This window comes from Acinetobacter sp. KB005, from assembly GCF_049949095.1.
GTDB lineage: Bacteria > Pseudomonadota > Gammaproteobacteria > Pseudomonadales > Moraxellaceae > Acinetobacter > Acinetobacter calcoaceticus.
Window position 1 is genome coordinate 2,120,959 of sequence record NZ_CP188191.1, and the last position, 16,851, is coordinate 2,137,809.

Sequence of the window (16,851 nt, forward strand, 5' to 3'; positions counted from 1 at the left end):
TTGAAATTCAAATGCGGTATTTTAAGTCTTCATGGGATCAAGTCAAATGTTTCGGTGTTTTTCTTCATGTAGATGTCATGATCAATATTTACTCTAAGAGACTAATTAAAACTCATATGAACACTTTTACTCATGAAAACTTTTCAATTAAGAACACTTTCGGTCTTTTTAAGTGCATTAGGTGCATTTTCATATAGCTCAGTTGCTCAAGCACAGCTGATGTTTAGTCAATATGTTGATGGCAGCAGCAATAAAAAAGGCTTGGAAATTTATAATCCAGATGGCGCTACAGTTAATTTAGCCGATTATGAGATTCAACAATTTAATAATGGTGGTACAGCAAAGACGGCAACTTTCCGTTTAGAAGGATCATTAACCAGTAAGCAAAAGTTTTTGGTGGGTCGCTCTGAGTTGCAAACAGAGCTTGGAAGTAAAGTTAATCAGGTGGCAGCACTGTCTTTTAATGGTGATGATGCAGTCGTACTCGTTTACAAAGGTACACCTGTAGATCGTTTTGGCCGGATTGGTGAACGTCCAGCAGCGGGATGGGGGACGGCAGTTTCAAGCTTGGGAAATAGTTTTAAGCGTATTGAAACAGAGAACCCAGCTTTAAGTGTTGATGCAACCGCAGCATTTGATTTGGATCATTCATGGTCGGCTTGGACAAACCGAAATGACTTTTCAAATTTATCAGGATCTACTACTCAGCCTCCTGTTGAAACAGTAAGTTGTTCGAGCTCAGATACATCTATTGCTGACTTGGCGGCAGCAACTCAAGACCAGACTTATACTGTGCGTGGTGTGATTACAGCTGACTATCGTTATGCCAATGGATTCTCTGGTTTTTATGTTCAGACCCCAGACACAAAAGCACGTGCAAATGTCAGCAATGCTATTTTTGTTTATATTCCAAATAGTAGTGCGGTAAAAGGTGGGCAAGTTGGCGATGAGGTTATTTTACGTGGCCGTTTAACGAGCTATCAAAATCAGCTACAGATAGATCAATTACAACAAGATATTCAAACCTGTAATAGCAATATGGCAAATCAGGTTCAGCCGATTAGCCTTGAACTTCCGTTTGCTAGTTTAACGGGTGGCTCAATTAATTCACCGCAGCGTTATCAAGGGATGTTGGTCAAATTACCTCAGACTTTAACGGTGAGTGAGAACTACAATTATGGTCGCTATGGTGAACTTTCGCTAAGTTTAGGCCGCTTATATATTCCAACCAACTTATATCCTGCGCTATCTCCTGAAGCTAAGGCTCTAGCTCAGAAAAACTTATTATCAAAAATTATTTTTGATGATGGTTATAACAATCAAAACCGTACACCCTGGTTACCAAGCAATTTTAGTGCTGCCAATACGCTACGTTCGGGTTATCAACTTAAAAATGCTGAAGGTATTTTAGAGTACCGTTTTAATGGTTGGCGTGTGCAACCTGTGCTTGGGCGCAATCAACCTGAGGTTCTTACTCAACCAAACCCTCGTCAAAGTGTCCTTACTAAAAATGCTAATCACATTCGTGTAGCTTCATTTAACGTTTTGAACTATGACAATGGCGCAACAGGTTTTCCAACAGAGCGTGGTGCGACAACGCAAGCTGAGTTTGACAAACAGCATCGTAAAATTGTGAGTGCACTCAAAGCGATTGATGCCGATGTATACGGTTTGATGGAAATTGCCAACAATGGTTATGGCCCAGACAGTGCTATTGCTAATTTGACCAAAGCTTTAGGTAGCGATTGGAAATACGTTGTTCCTGAAAATTTAGACCGTTTAGGTGGTGATGCAATTGCGGTTGCTATTATTTATAACAGTAAGCGTGTTAAGCCTTTAAATAAGCCTGTTGTGCTTGATTTGGGCGACAAGAACCGAACAACACTGGCTCAAAGTTTCCAAGCGGTTCGTGGTAATAAAACGTTTACTGTTATTCCAAACCACTTGAAATCAAAAAGTTGTAGCGGAGTTGATGCTAACTCAAGTGATGTAGACCAGAAAGATGGTCAAGGTTGCTGGAACCCGACTCGTGTAAAAGCAGTTGATCAAATTGTGCAGTGGTTAGCGAAAAATCCAACTCAAGTGCCTAAGCAAAATGCTTTACTTGTCGGGGATATGAACAGCTACGCAAAAGAAGAACCTATTTTGTCGTTTGAAAAAGCGAACTATAAAGTTTTACTTAACGACGCTAAAATCGGTCAGGGTACTCAAGCATATAGTTATGTATATGGGGTTGCGAGCGATGCCAACGGTAATGGTGGAGCAGGTAACTTAGACCATGCAATTGCTGATGCAGCTTTATATCCAAAAGTTGTGAGAACCTTTGCATGGCATATCAATGCAGATGAGCCAACAGTTCTAGATTACAACGAAGAATATAAAACCGATGAGCAAAAGGCATTATTCTATGGTGAAGATGCTTATCGTTCTTCGGACCACGACCCAGTAATTGTAGACCTCGATTTAAATGGAAAAGACTCAAGCCATCCTAACGATGATAAGAAAAATGGTATTTTTGATTTCTTATCTGAATTAATGAACTGGCTTAGCCAGCTTTTTAAGCGTAATTAACGGAAAAATTGCGTGACGCAAATGTGTTTTATCATATTTTAAACAATCGTCACGCAAGACAACTTGCAACGAATGACTTTTTCAAGAATATTAGATGGTGTAAGTATTTTATAAGTTTACGCTTTTTTACAATTAAAGAATTGTGCAAACCTTGCAGGTTTTCTAGAAGCAATTTAAAACGTTAATATGAGATAACAAGGATCAGATATGAAATTATATTATTCGCCAGGCGCATGTTCTTTAGCTGCACATATTATTTTAAATGAAATTAATGTTGATTTTGACTTAGAACGGGTAAATTTAAAAACTCATAAAACAGAAAAAGGCGCAGATTATTACGAGATTAATCCAAAAGGATATGTACCTGCTTTAGAAATTAACCCGGGTTTAATGCTAACTGAAAATGTTGCGATTTTACCGTTTCTTGCTCAACATGACCCTAAGCAGGATTTAATTCCTCCATCTGGGATGGGCCGTGCGAAAGTATTGGAGTGGTTGGGGTATTTAAACTCTGAATTACATGATGCTTATGCAGTTTTCTTTGGGGCGCCTTTAACAACTGATGAAAAAACCAAAGCTTATGCAGAAATTGATCGTCTTTTAAAATATATCGATAATTATTTGGCTGAATCTGATTATGATTATTTAGTAAATGATAATTTTGGCCCAGCAGATGCTTATCTATTTGTTTTAACAAACTGGTCAAATTCAATTGAGCATGATTTAACGCCATATAAACATATTATTGCACTACGTAATAAAGTAGCAGAACGTCAATCTGTACAAATTGCCATGCGTGATGAAGGTCTAATTTCATAAAAGATTTTAAAAGCCAAAAAAAGCCCCTAATAAATAGGGGCTTTTTTTGTTAAAGACAATTAGTGTTGAGCATCTTTTTTTACTTCAGCAGCGGTATTTTCAACAGCTTGAGCTGTATCAGCAGTTGCTTTACGAGCAGTCGCTTCAGTTTTTGCAGCAGCTTCAGCGGTAGCATCAGCAGCATGGTCAGTTGCAGCATCAATTTTTGCAGTAGCATTATCAGTTGCAGTGGCAATATCGCTTGCAGCTTTGTCACCAGCAGATTTGATATCTGCAGTTGCTTGTTGAGCAGCATTTTCTAAGTGTTCACCCGTTGTCGCACCTGTTTCTGGAGCTTTATCTTTATTACATCCAACAAGAGCAACGGTCGCAGCAAGACCTAAAGCAACAAGTAATTTATTCATTGTGTTTTTCCTTCTAATTTATGGCATCCAAAATTATGGATGTCTAAAATATAAACATAAACTAACTGATTAATAAAGATCGAAAATTGTTAAAGAGTTGTAACTCTAATATTAAAAAAGCCTAGCATTTTGTAATGCTAGGCTTGGGTTAAATCGTACTGGTTTGACTAAATTTTATTGCCCCGAACGAATGATGTAATCAAAAGCAGAGAGTGATGCTTTCGCGCCTTCACCTGTGGCAATAATGATTTGTTTGTACGGAACTGTAGTACAGTCACCCGCAGCAAACACACCTTTCACATTGGTTTCGTTGCGGTCATTCACAATGATCTCACCGCGGTTGGTTAACTCAACTTCACTGTCTTTTAAGAAGTCAGTGTTTGGTAATAAACCAATCTGTACAAAGATTCCAGCAAGCTCAACTACATGCTCTTGATCAGTGGCACGATCTTTATATTTAAGACCAGTTACTTGTGAACCATCACCTAACACTTCTGTACTTAAGGCATTCATGATCACAGTTGTGTTTGGCAAGCTATGCAGTTTGTTTTGCAAGACTTGATCAGCACGGAGTTTAGTATCGAACTCAACCAAAGTCACATGCTCAACAATCCCTGCAAGGTCAATCGCAGCTTCTACACCCGAGTTACCACCACCAATCACGGCAACACGTTTGCCTTTGAACAAAGGGCCATCACAGTGTGGGCAGTACGCGACACCACGGGTACGGTATTCTTGCTCACCCGGTACATTCATTTCTCTCCAACGTGCACCTGTTGAAAGGATCACTGTTTTCGATTCAAGCTTTGCACCATTTTCGAGTTCAACTTCAACCAGACCATTTGCTGTTTGATCTGCACCAACGATTTTGCTTACACGTTGCAGGTTCATGATATCAACATCGTATTCACGAACATGTGCTTCCATTTCGGCAGCAAACTTAGGACCTTGAGTTTTCTGCACAGAAGTGAAGTTTTCAATGTCCATGGTATCCATGACCTGACCACCAAAGCGTTCAGCCACGATACCTGTGTTAATGCCTTTACGTGCTGCATAGATGGCAGCTGTTGCACCCGCAGGACCACCACCAATCACTAACACATCAAACGCATCTTTGGCATTCAATGCCGCTGCATCTTTTTCAGCTGAGTTGGTGTCGAGTTTTGCCACAATCTCTTCAAGTGTCATACGACCTTGACCAATGTGCTCATTATTTTGGAACACCATTGGAACCGCCATGATTTTGCGTTGTTCTACTTCGTCTTGGAAGAATGAACCATCAATCATGGTTGCAGTTGTGTTCGGGTTATAAATCGCAATCAGGTTAAGCGCCTGTACCACGTCTGGACAGTTATGACAGCTTAGCGATACAAACACATCAAAGTCAGCTTTGAGGTTTAAGCCTTTAATCTGGTTGAGCACTTCATCAGACACTTTAGGAGCATAGCCAGACACTTGTAACAGTGCCAAGATCAAAGATGTAAACTCATGGCCCATCGGTAAGCCGGCAAAGAACACACGAGGTTGTTCACCGGCTTTAGCCACACCAAAGCTTGGACGACGTGTATTGTTGCCATCAAAACGGGCAGTGACCTTGTCAGAAAGTTCAGCAATTTCGGTAACCAGCTCTTTAATTTGAGCAGCTTTATCTGATTCATCTAAAGCAGCAACTAATTCGATTGGACTTTCTAAACGTTCTAGGTAAGCTTTTAATTGAGTTTTAATGTTTTGATCTAACATCTGTTTTTACTCCAATACATCCAAATTCTTTCAATAGATGCATAGTACGTTAAAACACAAAATAGGTAAAACAGTATGTTTTTATAGATTTGATCGGTTTTTTAAATGTAGTGTGGTACTCATAAACAATATCAATAATTTAAAGCGGTAATTTGTCTTTAAGTGTCCTTTATTACTCTTTTTTATCTTTTAAAGTGAAAGTATTTTAAAATTTATATATGTTATATGGCTGTAAAGATTTTATGTCATAACATTAAAAGGTACTTTCATGTCATTGCAACGCGGCATTTATCAGCATTATAAAGGTAATCTCTATCAAGTTTTTTCTGTGGCAAAACACAGTGAGACTGAAGAGGAGTTAGTCGTTTATCAGTGTCTTTATGGTGACTATTCAACTTGGGTGCGTCCACTAGATATGTTTACTGAAACGGTTCAATTGGCTGATGGGAGTATCGTACCGCGGTTTAAGTTAATTCAAAGCACCTAACTCAAACGGCTGTCATATAAAATAACGAGTTTAAAGGGTGAATATATGCCAAATACTTTTTTCTTACAAAGAGTTGCAGATTTATATGACACCTTTAAACGGCATGATGCCCAGCAGGCAGATCGCTTGCTGCGTTATCGCAATATTGAGGCTGAGTCTGCAAAACTATTGTCGCAATTTATTCGCATGCAGCAAGCCAAGTCAATTTTAGAAATTGGTACTTCAACGGGTTACTCAACTTTATGGTTAGCTGAAGCCGCTCAGGCAACTGGTGGGCAGGTGACTACAGTTGAAATTGATGCAAAGCGAAGTGCTGAGGCGAAACGCCATGTTGCTGAGTTAGAGCTTAGTGAAATCGTTCAATTTTGGGTAGGCGATGCAGCTGATTATTTAAAAGAAGCGCAGGAAACGTTTGATTTTATTTTGTTAGATGCCGAGCGTCATGCTTATGAGAATTATTGGCCAGATTTAAAACGTTTGATCAAGCCAAAAGGTGGCGTACTCATTATTGATAACGTCATTTCACATGCCGCTGAAGTAAAGTCATTTCTGGAGTTGATCAAAAATGATCAAAACTTTATGAGCAGTATTTTGCCGGTAGGTGCTGGTTTATGTATGGTGGTTCTGAAGTAGGTTCACTTTCTTTAGATATTCTTGCCGATAAGCTTGCGGACTACAGCCCTGTACTTTATTAAATGCACGGGTGAAATTGGCAGGATTGGAATACCCCAGCTCATAGGCAATATGGGTAATGGTAAAGGCAGAATTCTCTAATAAATCAATGGCACGTTCAGTGCTGATCCGCTGCTTTAAAGCTTGAAACTCAACACCTTGTTGCTGCAAATAGCGTTGTAGGGTTTTGGTAGAAATGTTTAATACTTTGGCACATTCCATTAGGGTTGGGACTTGATTGGCTTGCCGTAACATCATGCTGACCCATTCAACAATTTCACCTTGATGATAGATCTTCTGGATTTGTTCCTGACAGCGTTGCTCAACTATTTTTAAACTATGCGCATCAGCTAAAGGCAAGGGCAGTGCCAATTGTTGCTGATCAATTACTACGCGTATACCTGAAAGCCACGTATAGTTAAAGTGGAAATTGGCTTTCACTAAGGATACGTAACGTTCTTGATAGCTAGGCTCTGGAACACTCAAATACACTTGGTAGCGTTGTAATTGCTGACCTGCCAATTCTAACAAGCTGTAGTAAAACGCCACGGCAATCGCTTCAATATGAAAGGCCAAACATTGCTTATTCATCTGCAAAATTGGTTCGAATAATAGTTCAACCTTTTGCTGATTGGTCGGAAATCCAATACTGAGCTTAAAGCTCGGCATAATCAGTCTAAAATATTGGGCAATCAGTCTAAGTGCATGTTCCAAATTAGGACTAGTCATTAGCGCATAGCCCACTAGACTATGTGAGCTGAGTTTTATATTTTTACCCAATTCAAAGGCCAAGTCTTGAGTATTGGGCAGACTCAAACCAATCTTAATGAATTGTTCAATTTGTTGAATCGATAATAACTCTGTTTTTGCCAGTTCTTGCTGCAACGTCACCAACAAATCATTATTGTATTGATGCGTGCTGATTAAAATTTCAATCAGCCGTAAATAATAACGTGATGGAATAACAGGAATCTGTTGCTTCTGCACAAGAAAAACTCAGTAAAGTCTTAAAATGATAATAGCAAGTCTTGAAATGATAATATAGAGAAGCTATGAAGGAACACAATCAATTCAAGCAAAGCATTTTGTGTTTGATTGGAGTTTCTAATGAATATGCATACTCAACTGGATGTCGAGCAAGCGACAACAACATTTAAGGACAAAAAACGTCATTTATGGCTATTGGGTTTGGCTGTACCGACCATTGCCATGGGTGGCCTAGCGGGCTATCAATTTGGTCCTAAAAAAACTAAAAAGTTTTTCGCTTCATTTGGCCCATTATTTCTTCATGGTGTTATTCCAGCATTGGATAAATTGATTGGTGAAGACACAGAAAATCCGCCATTAGATGCAATCGCGGATTTAGAAGCTGATCCGTATTACGCTCGTATAGTTAAACTTTTTATTCCTTTGCAATATGCGACCAATATCTATGGGGCATATTTAGCCAGTCGTAAAAATACATCTCTTGCTGATCAGGTTTTACTGGGAACTTTGGTGGGAATGGTCAATGGGATTGCTATTAATACTGCCCATGAACTTAGCCACAAGAATGGACAGCTTGAACATTATTTATCGCATTTAGCTTTAGCGCCATCGGGTTATAACCATTTCCGAATTGAACATCCTTATGGACACCACCGTCGCGTTGCGACACCTGAAGACCCAGCATCTTCACAATTTGGTGAAACCTTTTGGAAATTTTTACCACGTACCGTGATCGGTAGCTTTAAGTCGGCGATCGAAATTGAAAAGAATCGTTTAGAACGTAAGAAATTGCCTTTCTTCTGTAAGGAAAATGAGCTGATTCATGGCTGGGCGATGTCTGCTGTGTACCATGCAGCCATGTTGACGAAATTTGGTACGCGTTCGATTCCATTTCAAGTCACTCAAGCCGTTTATGCAGTAACTTTGTTTGAATCGGTGAATTATATTGAACATTATGGTTTAAAACGTGCAAAGAAAGAAAATGGCCAATATGAACGTACTTTGCCAGAGCACAGCTGGAACAATAATAATGTGGTGACCAATTTGTTCTTGTATCAATTACAACGCCATTCAGATCATCATGCCAATCCAACTCGCAGCTTTCAGACCTTACGTCACTTTGAAGATGCGCCGCAATTACCAGCAGGTTATGGTGCAATGATTTTGCCTGCATTTATTCCATCTTGGTGGTCAAAAATTATGGATGATCGTGTTGTCGAGCACTATAAGGGCAACCTCAGTAAAATCAATATGCATGTTGATGTGAAGGATAAAATGCTAAAGAAATATATTGAGCAAAATAACGCGGCTTAATAGCCAAAAGATATAAAATAGATCAGCCCCAGCGGGCTGATTTTTTATAATTAAGCAGAAATACGGAGTCTGTTAAAATGCAGATCAAACTCAAGATATTTGTGAACAAATGCAGTTTTATCATTGGTACGTAACAAATTATTGTAGATAAACTCTGGAACGGGATGATAGAGCTCACCTGAGCCATTGCTATAGAAAATTTTTAAATAGCGTGAAGAAACATCATATTTCCAAGAGGTTACAACAACAGATTTTTCCATATAACTACTCCTACTTTTGTTTGATCTTTTAATACATATATAAAACTCTTTTGTTTCATCATTTGACAGTACTCTAAGTTAAGCAGACTGACAATTCATAAATGAATGTTGCTATAAATTTATAAGTATAAGAATTGTAAAAAATTAGCTATAAAATTTCGGTGTGGAGTAGGGCTTAGATTTATAAAAATAATCAATAAAAAAACCACCCTAAAAAGGGTGGTTTCAGACGTATTGGTCTAATCTAAAAAATTAGATTTTACCAACTAAGTCGATAGATGGAGCAAGAGTTGCTTCGCCTTCTTTCCATTTAGCTGGGCAAACTTCACCTGGGTGAGCGTGAACGTATTGAGCAGCTTTAACTTTACGAAGAAGTTCAGACGCATCACGGCCGATACCACCAGCGTTAAGTTCAACGATTTGGATTTTACCTTCTGGATCGATAACGAAAGTACCGCGGTCAGCTAAGCCTTCAGATTCGATAAGAACGTCGAAGTTTTTAGAAAGAGTCCAAGTTGGGTCACCAACTAATGGATATTGGATTTTTTTGATTTCTTCAGAAGTGTCGTGCCAAGCTTTGTGCGTGAAGTGTGTATCAGTAGATACAGCATAAATTTCAACACCAAGTTTTTGGAATTCAGCGTAGTTGTCTGCTAAGTCACCAAGTTCAGTTGGACAAACGAAAGTGAAGTCAGCTGGATAGAAGAATACAACAGACCACTTACCTTTAAGGTTAGTTTCGTTAACTTCAACAAATTGGCCGTTGTGGTAAGCAGTTGCTTGGAATGGTTTAACTTCAGTATTAATCAAGCTCATCATTGTCTCCATGATTGAGGTTTATATTTAAACTTGTTTACGAGATGTAGAATAAATAAAAATTCTTTATTGGGGAAATAGTATTTTTACATGACTAAAATCGGAAAATTGAATAAGTGATAAATTTGCGATTTTTAAGTCCCCAAATACTGTACTCGATTTGACTGCAAAAACATGTAAATCAAATGACAGTTATAGTAAAAGAAACTTGCCTAACAACATGAAGTCTCGTTAGTGAGAATTCAAGGGTAAAATGTAAAAAAATTAAAAATATATCAAAAACCAATTGTTTTACCTTATGCACATTAAAGCGTAAAATAGCGGATTGTTGTATTTTCAGGAAAGTTTGTTTGTGCAGAATGGTTTAAATATAGATCAGTGGGTGATGGCAAGAGATCGTCACCGTTTAAATCGTTTACGTAAAGATAAAAAAGCCAATACAGCAGAGATTGAAAAATTATTTGAACAATCTAATGCCAAAGTAAGACAGCGCTTTGCACGTTTACCTGAAATTAAACTAAATCAGGAACTACCGGTTTCTCAATATGCTGACCGTCTAATTGATGCAATTCAAAAGCATCAGGTCATTATTGTGGCAGGTGAAACAGGTTCCGGTAAAACCACTCAGCTTCCCCAAATTGCAATGTTAGCAGGTCGTGGCTTAACAGGTATGATTGGTCATACACAGCCACGCCGTTTAGCAGCACGTAGTGTGTCACAGCGTATTGCAGAAGAAGTCGGCGAAAAGCTTGGCGAATCGATTGGTTTTAAAATCCGATTTAATGAACAAGGTTCGCAAGATTCGATTGTCCGGTTAATGACCGACGGTATTTTACTTGCCGAGTTAGGCAATGACCGTTTCTTATCTAAATATGACACGATCATTATTGATGAAGCTCATGAACGCTCACTCAATATCGATTTTATTATGGGTTATTTAAAGCAGTTACTGCCAAAACGCCCAGACCTAAAAGTGATTGTGACTTCGGCAACTTTAGATGTAAATCGTTTTAGTAATTACTTTAATGATGCGCCTATTTTTGAAGTGGAAGGGCGTAGTTATCCAGTTGAAGTGCTTTATCGCCCAATTTCAGAGATGAATATTGGCGGAAGTGACGACGATGAATTTGATGATTTTGAAGAAAATCTACCGCGTGCAGTGGTACAAGCTGTTGAAGAATGTTTTGCCGATGCTGAAGCAAAAGGTCACCCAGAACATGCCGATATTCTGATTTTCTCAAGCACAGAGCAAGAAATTCGTGAATTACAGGAAACCTTGCAAAAGTATGGGCCAAGACATACCGAAATTTTACCGTTGTATGCGCGCTTAGCTGTTTCTGAACAACAAAAGATTTTCAGTCCAGGTGGTAAAGGCCGTCGTATTATTATTGCGACCAACGTAGCCGAAACTGCGCTTACTGTTCCAAATATTCGCTATGTGATTGATAGCGGTTTTGCCCGTATTTCTCGTTATAACTATCGATCACGTGTACAACGCTTACCGATTGAAGCCATTTCCCAAGCTGCTGCCAATCAGCGTAAAGGGCGTTGCGGTCGTATTGCTGCCGGTGTCTGTATTCGTTTATACAGCGAAGAAGACTTTTTAAGCCGTCCAGAATTTACCGAACCTGAAATTAAACGAACCAATTTAGCTTCCGTTATTTTGCAAATGCAAAGTTTGGGCTTAGGTGAGTTAGAAAACTTCGATTTTATTGAACCGCCAGATTTCCGTCTTGTAAACGATGGTCGAAAGCTCTTGATTGAGTTAGGGGCAATGAATGAGAAGAAAAATGAGCTGACTAAAGTCGGGCAAATGATGGCACGTATGCCGATTGACCCACGTTTAGCGCGTATGATTATTGGTGGTGCACATTTTGGTGTACTCAAAGAAATCTTGATTGTGGTGAGTGCTTTAGCCGTTCAAGATCCGCGTGAGCGTCCTGCCGATAAACAGATGCAGGCTGACCAAAAGCATGCATTGTTCAAAGAAGCAGATTCAGATTTTCTGTTTTATTTGAAACTTTGGGATACTTTAAATCCTAAAGGTGAGGCAAGTATGTCTGAAAATAAACGACGTCAGTTTGCTAAGGAGAATTTTTTAAGTTGGTTGCGTTTACGTGAGTGGAAACAAACGCATCAGCAATTGGTTGAATTAGCAGAAGGTTTAAAACTCAGCTTTAATGAAAAAGATGCAAATTATGAAAACTTGCATCGTGCGTTGCTGACAGGGTTACTTTCTTTCATTGCCAATAAAACAGATGAACGCAACACCTTTATGGCAGTGCGTCAGCAAAAGGCAAAAGTTTTTCCAGCAAGTACTTTGCACAAAACCAATACCTCTTGGGTGATGGCTTTCGAAATGGTCGAAACGTCGCAGGTATATTTACGTACTTTGGCCAAAATTGATCCTGAATGGATTTTGCTCGCTGCACGTGACTTGTTGAAATATCACTATTTTGAACCGCATTGGTCTAAGAAAGCGGGGATCGTAAATGCCTACGCGCAAATTTCTTTGTTTGGTTTAATTATTGAACCAAAACGGTTAATTAATTTTGAAAAAGTTGACCAGCCTGCTGCACATGAGATTTTCTTACGTGATGCATTAACCACAGGTAATTTGGGTACGGTTCCACCATTTTTAAAACACAACTTACTTAAACTTGAAGAAGTGGAGCGAGTTGAAGATAAATTGCGTCGCCGTGATTTGGTGGTTGATGAAGAAACAATTTATCAGTTCTATGCCTCTAAAATTCCCGAAGAAATTGCAAGCCGTCGTAGTTTTGAAGACTGGCGAGCGACGGTAGAAGCAAATCATCCGCGTTATTTATTCGTTGAGGATGATGCGCTTTGGCTCAATGATCGACCAACTACGCAGCAATTTCCAGATCATCTGCATAATGGGCAGCTACGTTTAGCCACAACATATCATTTTGACCCAAGCCATGACGAAGATGGTGCAACTGTTCAGATTCCTGTTCAGGCACTACCTCAGGTTGATGAAAATATTTGGTCATGGGGAATTCCGGGCTGGCGCCAAGACTTAATTGAGGCTTTACTCAAAGCGTTACCTAAAGACAAGCGTCGTAATGTGGTGCCTATTCCTGATACAGCTCGTAAGCTCATGCAGGGTATTGATGCAGTACATTTACGTGAACATATTTTTAGTTATTTAGCTTTTGCCTTACGTGGCGAGCAAATTACAGACAAAGATTTCTCGTTTGAACGCATTGATCCATATTTAGTGCCGTTCATTAAAGTCATTGATGAAAAAGGTAAGTTGATTGCCAAAGGTCGTGATCTGCCAGAGCTAAAAGCACGTTGTCGTGTGGAAACGCATCGTCCAGTAAAACAGCAAAAAGGTGAGTTTAAAAACTTCCCTGACAACTTTACTTTTGAGGCTTCACACAAGGTCACAGGTGTTGTTGTGAAACAATATCAGGCTTTAGTGCCGACCAAAGCTTTTGCTGAAACTGATGCTAAAGATGACTCTGGTATTGTCATCCAGACTTTTAATGATCAGGCTGAAGCCATTAAACAGCATCGTGAAGGCATTATCCGTCTGGTACACATGCAACTTGGTGACTTGGTTCGTCAATTGAAAAAGCAGATTTCAAAACCGCTTGCTTTAGCTTACTCACCTTTGGGCGATAAAGCTAAACTTGAGCAGATGTTGGTCTATGCAACCTTGCAAATGGCAATTACGACTCTGCCAATTAATGCAGATGAATTTAATAAACTGCTAGAACAGGTCAAAAAGCAATTTTTGAGTTATGGTCAGCAGGCTCTTGAGCAATTGAGCGAGATTTATATTCAATGGCAGCAAATTCGCCGTCAGCTTTTGGTGCTTGATCCAGAGATATTTGGGAGAAGTATTGATGATATCGAAGATCAGTTAGATTTAATGTCACTTGGCAATTTTGTTTATTGCCAGTCTGTCGATCTTTGGCAGGAATACCCGCGTTATTTGAAAGCGCTGCTATTGCGTTTAGACCGATTGCCCAATAATCTACAGCGAGATCATGCAGCAATTGACGATGTCGATCCATGGATGGACAAGGTGTTTAAATTAAAAAATGATCCTAAAATCAAAGAATTGTATTTGATGTTGGAAGAGTTTCGCATTTCTTTATTTTCTCAACCGATGAAAACCAAGATGCCTATTTCACCAACTCGACTGCAAAAGTTATGGGATCGTTTGGGAATCAGTTAAAATAGATATGGGTCTGTTTATGTTGTTTTTAGCGAACAACGCAATTTATAAATGAAAGATTAACAGACCCTTTTCATTTTTTTAGGAGTTTTACATGGGCATTCGTATTACAGGTACTGGGCTATTTCATCCAACAGAAACCATTTCTAATGAAGAACTGGCCGTCAGTTTAAATGCTTATGTGGAACAATATAACCAAGACAATGCAGAGAAAATTGCATCTGGTGAACTTGAAGAGTTACGTGGTTCAAGTGCTGAATTTATTGAAAAAGCTTCTGGTATTAAAAGCCGTTACGTAATCGAAAAATCAGGAATTCTCGATCCGACTCGTTTACGTCCTCGTTTGTCTGAGCGTTCAAATGATGAGCTGTCTCTTCAGGCCGAATGGGGCGTTATTGCAGCTAAACAAGCAATGGAAAATGCAGGGGTTACTGCTGAAGATATTGATGTCGTAATTTTGGCATGTTCAAATATGCAGCGTGCTTATCCGGCTGTAGCGATTGAAATCCAGTCGGCGCTAGGTATTGAAGGTTATGCATATGACATGAATGTTGCATGTTCAGCTGCTACTTTTGGTTTGAAACAAGCGGCAGATGCAATTCGTTCAGGCGCTCGCCGTGTTTTATTGGTGAATGTTGAGATTACCTCTGGTCACCTAGATTACCGTAACCGTGATTGTCACTTCATTTTTGGTGATGTTGCAACTGCTTCTATTATTGAAGAGACTACGACTAAAACTGGTTTTGAAATCTTAGATATTCATCTATTTACTCAATTTTCAAACAACATTCGTAATAACTTCGGTTTCTTAAACCGTAGCGAAGATGCTGTAGTTGACGACAAATTATTCCGTCAAGATGGCCGCAAAGTATTTAAAGATGTTTGTCCATTGGTGGCAAAAATCATTAATGCGCAGTTGGAAAAAATGCAGTTAACTGCAAACGATATTAAGCGTTTCTGGTTACACCAAGCCAATGCCAACATGAATGAACTAATCTTGAAGTATGTTGCTGGTAAAGAGGCAGATCTAAGCCGCGCACCAATTATTTTAGATGAATTTGCCAATACCTCTTCAGCAGGTGTGATTATTGCTTTACACCGTACAGGCCATGAAGTGAATGATGGCGAGTATGGCGTGATTTCATCTTTTGGTGCTGGTTATTCAGTAGGTTCGATTGTTGTACAAAAGCACGTTGCTTAAGTTGCTGGTTTGATTAAAACGCTCGTAAGGGCGTTTTTTTATGGCTCAAAAATAATAAAGCGGACTAAAATTAGCCCGCTTAAATTAAATCAAAAGTTATTAAAACTTTTTAGTGTAATTGACAAACAGGCGGTCTTCACCAAAATCATTGCCATGTTTTACGTTGTAATCAATGCGAATGTATTGCAGGGCAACGCCCTTTAAGTACGGCTGTTGAAACGCATAGTTTAAAATCACGTTCGACTCAGTTTCGTGGTTTTTCTCACCATTGGCTGCTTTAAAGTCATGGCCATACACATATTTCACCATTGCGTTTAAACCAGGTACATAGTTTTTAAAGTCATAGCCATACATGACATGGTAAGACTTTTCATCTTCTTTAAAGAAACCAGTAGCATTCCAGTTAATGAAATAGGTTTCCGGCAAGAAACCATCCGGTAGTGGATAAGCTGACTCACCCATGATTTGTTGGTATCCTAAACCAAAGGTATGGTTTTTTACTTTGAGCGTTTCTAGTACTCCAATGTTTTGTGCATCGATATCAAAAGTGTTGCCATCATCTTTTGCATTGAAGTATTTAAACTTGGAAGTTAGGGCAAAAGTTGGCTGCTTCCATGTATGCTCAAGTCCCACATAATGCTTGTTATACAGATCTTCTAAATTTCCAAAGTAGTACTCGCCCTTGAGTGACGGTGTAAATTGATAGCGCAGATCTATATAATTTAAGCCATCAGATTCTTTGGTAATTCCATTTGCCGTGAATGAAAACTTTTTAAAGTCTTCTTCATTTCGTGGGGATACTTTTTCAACCCGACCAATTTCAGCATAGAGTTGATCTGAAAGTTGCGACTTTAAATTGGTTCCCCAATAAGAAGCGAGCAATTGTCGGCTGGCATCGACAGCGGTTACAGGCAAGTCTAGCCAAAGCTCACCCACACTCAAAAGCGTTTTGTCATAACCCAGTTTTAAGGTCGCGCCGTATTTTAAAAAGTCTGATGCTTGTGACTGAGTTTCTTTATTAAAAGGCAAAACTGTGTCTGCAACATGCTTGTCTGAACTTAAGCGCACGGCGTATTGAACAGAAGCATCTGCACCAATCGTAATAGGTTTGTCTGCAATTTGCAGCGGGGTGTCATGCATTTTCGATTTATAAAATAAAGATGCTGCCTGAGACCAGCTACCAGTATCTTTGAGTGCATCATTATCAAAATTACGGTTGATGTAGGCATTCTTTAAAGTGAATTTCCATTCATCTTCGGGCTGCTGATTTGGATTTGCAGCGAATGAATTGCCACACATCAACACTAAGGTTGCGAAAGTTAAAGCACATGGCTTAAAGCGGTGTAATAATTCCATAATCCATTTCCAAA

General features: G+C 39.2%; 13 protein-coding genes. 7 read left to right on the forward strand and 6 right to left on the reverse strand.

Annotated features, from left to right (window positions below; all coding sequences use genetic code 11):
* Nucleotides 1-132 precede the first annotated feature (132 nt).
* Both ACPF64_RS10145 and ACPF64_RS10150 read left to right on the forward strand, forming a co-directional pair.
* Complete coding sequence (locus ACPF64_RS10145; RefSeq protein WP_426453031.1) at nucleotides 133-2,571, forward strand: ExeM/NucH family extracellular endonuclease; 2,439 nt, start codon at nucleotides 133-135, stop codon at nucleotides 2,569-2,571.
* Nucleotides 2,572-2,778: 207 nt separating this feature from the next.
* The gene (locus tag ACPF64_RS10150) at nucleotides 2,779-3,390 is read left to right on the forward strand and encodes a glutathione binding-like protein (RefSeq protein WP_003652661.1); all 612 of its coding nucleotides are present in this window, start codon (nucleotides 2,779-2,781) and stop codon (nucleotides 3,388-3,390) included.
* A gap of 59 nt (nucleotides 3,391-3,449) precedes the next feature.
* Here the strand turns inward: ACPF64_RS10150 and ACPF64_RS10155 are convergent, their stop codons facing one another.
* Nucleotides 3,450-3,794, reverse strand: a complete 345-nt coding sequence (locus ACPF64_RS10155; protein ID WP_005041903.1) for a hypothetical protein — start codon at nucleotides 3,792-3,794, stop codon at nucleotides 3,450-3,452.
* 174 nt (nucleotides 3,795-3,968) lie between these two features.
* On the reverse strand, nucleotides 3,969-5,534 hold the full coding sequence (gene ahpF, locus ACPF64_RS10160) for an alkyl hydroperoxide reductase subunit F (protein ID WP_426453034.1): 1,566 nt from the start codon (nucleotides 5,532-5,534) through the stop codon (nucleotides 3,969-3,971).
* A gap of 268 nt (nucleotides 5,535-5,802) precedes the next feature.
* On the opposite strand from ahpF, the gene ACPF64_RS10165 reads away from it, so the two are divergent.
* Nucleotides 5,803-6,021, forward strand: a complete 219-nt coding sequence (locus tag ACPF64_RS10165; protein ID WP_057106805.1) for a DUF1653 domain-containing protein — start codon at nucleotides 5,803-5,805, stop codon at nucleotides 6,019-6,021.
* A 45-nt stretch (nucleotides 6,022-6,066) separates the two neighbouring features.
* Nucleotides 6,067-6,654, forward strand: coding sequence for an O-methyltransferase (locus ACPF64_RS10170; RefSeq protein WP_426453037.1), 588 nt, complete (start codon nucleotides 6,067-6,069; stop codon nucleotides 6,652-6,654).
* Here ACPF64_RS10170 and ACPF64_RS10175 read toward each other — a convergent pair.
* On the reverse strand, nucleotides 6,631-7,680 hold the full coding sequence (locus ACPF64_RS10175; protein ID WP_426453039.1) for a helix-turn-helix domain-containing protein: 1,050 nt from the start codon (nucleotides 7,678-7,680) through the stop codon (nucleotides 6,631-6,633). The two genes, ACPF64_RS10170 and ACPF64_RS10175, sit on opposite strands and share 24 nt — an antisense overlap.
* Nucleotides 7,681-7,800: 120 nt before the next feature.
* On the opposite strand from ACPF64_RS10175, the gene ACPF64_RS10180 reads away from it, so the two are divergent.
* On the forward strand, nucleotides 7,801-8,994 hold the full coding sequence (locus tag ACPF64_RS10180; RefSeq protein ID WP_426453041.1) for an alkane 1-monooxygenase: 1,194 nt from the start codon (nucleotides 7,801-7,803) through the stop codon (nucleotides 8,992-8,994).
* 50 nt (nucleotides 8,995-9,044) lie between these two features.
* Here ACPF64_RS10180 and ACPF64_RS10185 read toward each other — a convergent pair whose 3' ends face one another.
* Nucleotides 9,045-9,254 (reverse strand): KTSC domain-containing protein, encoded by a 210-nt coding sequence (locus ACPF64_RS10185; RefSeq protein ID WP_004793625.1) that lies wholly within the window; start codon nucleotides 9,252-9,254, stop codon nucleotides 9,045-9,047.
* Between the two features lie 252 nt (nucleotides 9,255-9,506).
* Entirely contained in the window at nucleotides 9,507-10,070 is a 564-nt protein-coding gene (gene ahpC / locus ACPF64_RS10190) for an alkyl hydroperoxide reductase subunit C (protein WP_003652649.1), read from the reverse strand.
* 352 nt (nucleotides 10,071-10,422) lie between these two features.
* On the opposite strand from ahpC, the gene hrpA reads away from it, so the two are divergent.
* Together hrpA and ACPF64_RS10200 are read left to right on the forward strand one after the other, a co-directional pair.
* Nucleotides 10,423-14,280 (forward strand): ATP-dependent RNA helicase HrpA, encoded by a 3,858-nt coding sequence (hrpA, locus tag ACPF64_RS10195; RefSeq protein WP_426453043.1) that lies wholly within the window; start codon nucleotides 10,423-10,425, stop codon nucleotides 14,278-14,280.
* A gap of 94 nt (nucleotides 14,281-14,374) precedes the next feature.
* Nucleotides 14,375-15,481 carry a beta-ketoacyl-ACP synthase III gene (locus tag ACPF64_RS10200; RefSeq protein ID WP_426453045.1) on the forward strand — a complete coding sequence of 369 codons (1,107 nt, stop codon included), beginning with the start codon at nucleotides 14,375-14,377 and terminating at the stop codon, nucleotides 15,479-15,481.
* Nucleotides 15,482-15,580: 99 nt separating this feature from the next.
* On the opposite strand, the gene ACPF64_RS10205 is transcribed toward ACPF64_RS10200, so the two are convergent.
* Complete coding sequence (locus ACPF64_RS10205) at nucleotides 15,581-16,837, reverse strand: OprD family outer membrane porin (protein ID WP_426453047.1); 1,257 nt, start codon at nucleotides 16,835-16,837, stop codon at nucleotides 15,581-15,583.
* Between the last annotated feature and the right edge of the window lie 14 nt (nucleotides 16,838-16,851).

Coding starts and splice junctions, on each gene's coding strand:
- ACPF64_RS10145 (WP_426453031.1), top strand. CDS start 133: ATGAAAACTTTTCAATTAAGAACACTTTCGGTCTTTTTAAGTGCATTA.
- ahpF (WP_426453034.1), bottom strand. CDS start 5,534: ATGTTAGATCAAAACATTAAAACTCAATTAAAAGCTTACCTAGAACGT.
- ACPF64_RS10165 (WP_057106805.1), top strand. CDS start 5,803: ATGTCATTGCAACGCGGCATTTATCAGCATTATAAAGGTAATCTCTAT.
- ACPF64_RS10155 (WP_005041903.1), bottom strand. CDS start 3,794: ATGAATAAATTACTTGTTGCTTTAGGTCTTGCTGCGACCGTTGCTCTT.
- ACPF64_RS10205 (WP_426453047.1), bottom strand. CDS start 16,837: ATGGAATTATTACACCGCTTTAAGCCATGTGCTTTAACTTTCGCAACC.
- ahpC (WP_003652649.1), bottom strand. CDS start 10,070: ATGAGCTTGATTAATACTGAAGTTAAACCATTCCAAGCAACTGCTTAC.
- ACPF64_RS10170 (WP_426453037.1), top strand. CDS start 6,067: ATGCCAAATACTTTTTTCTTACAAAGAGTTGCAGATTTATATGACACC.
- ACPF64_RS10185 (WP_004793625.1), bottom strand. CDS start 9,254: ATGGAAAAATCTGTTGTTGTAACCTCTTGGAAATATGATGTTTCTTCA.
- ACPF64_RS10200 (WP_426453045.1), top strand. CDS start 14,375: ATGGGCATTCGTATTACAGGTACTGGGCTATTTCATCCAACAGAAACC.
- ACPF64_RS10150 (WP_003652661.1), top strand. CDS start 2,779: ATGAAATTATATTATTCGCCAGGCGCATGTTCTTTAGCTGCACATATT.
- ACPF64_RS10180 (WP_426453041.1), top strand. CDS start 7,801: ATGAATATGCATACTCAACTGGATGTCGAGCAAGCGACAACAACATTT.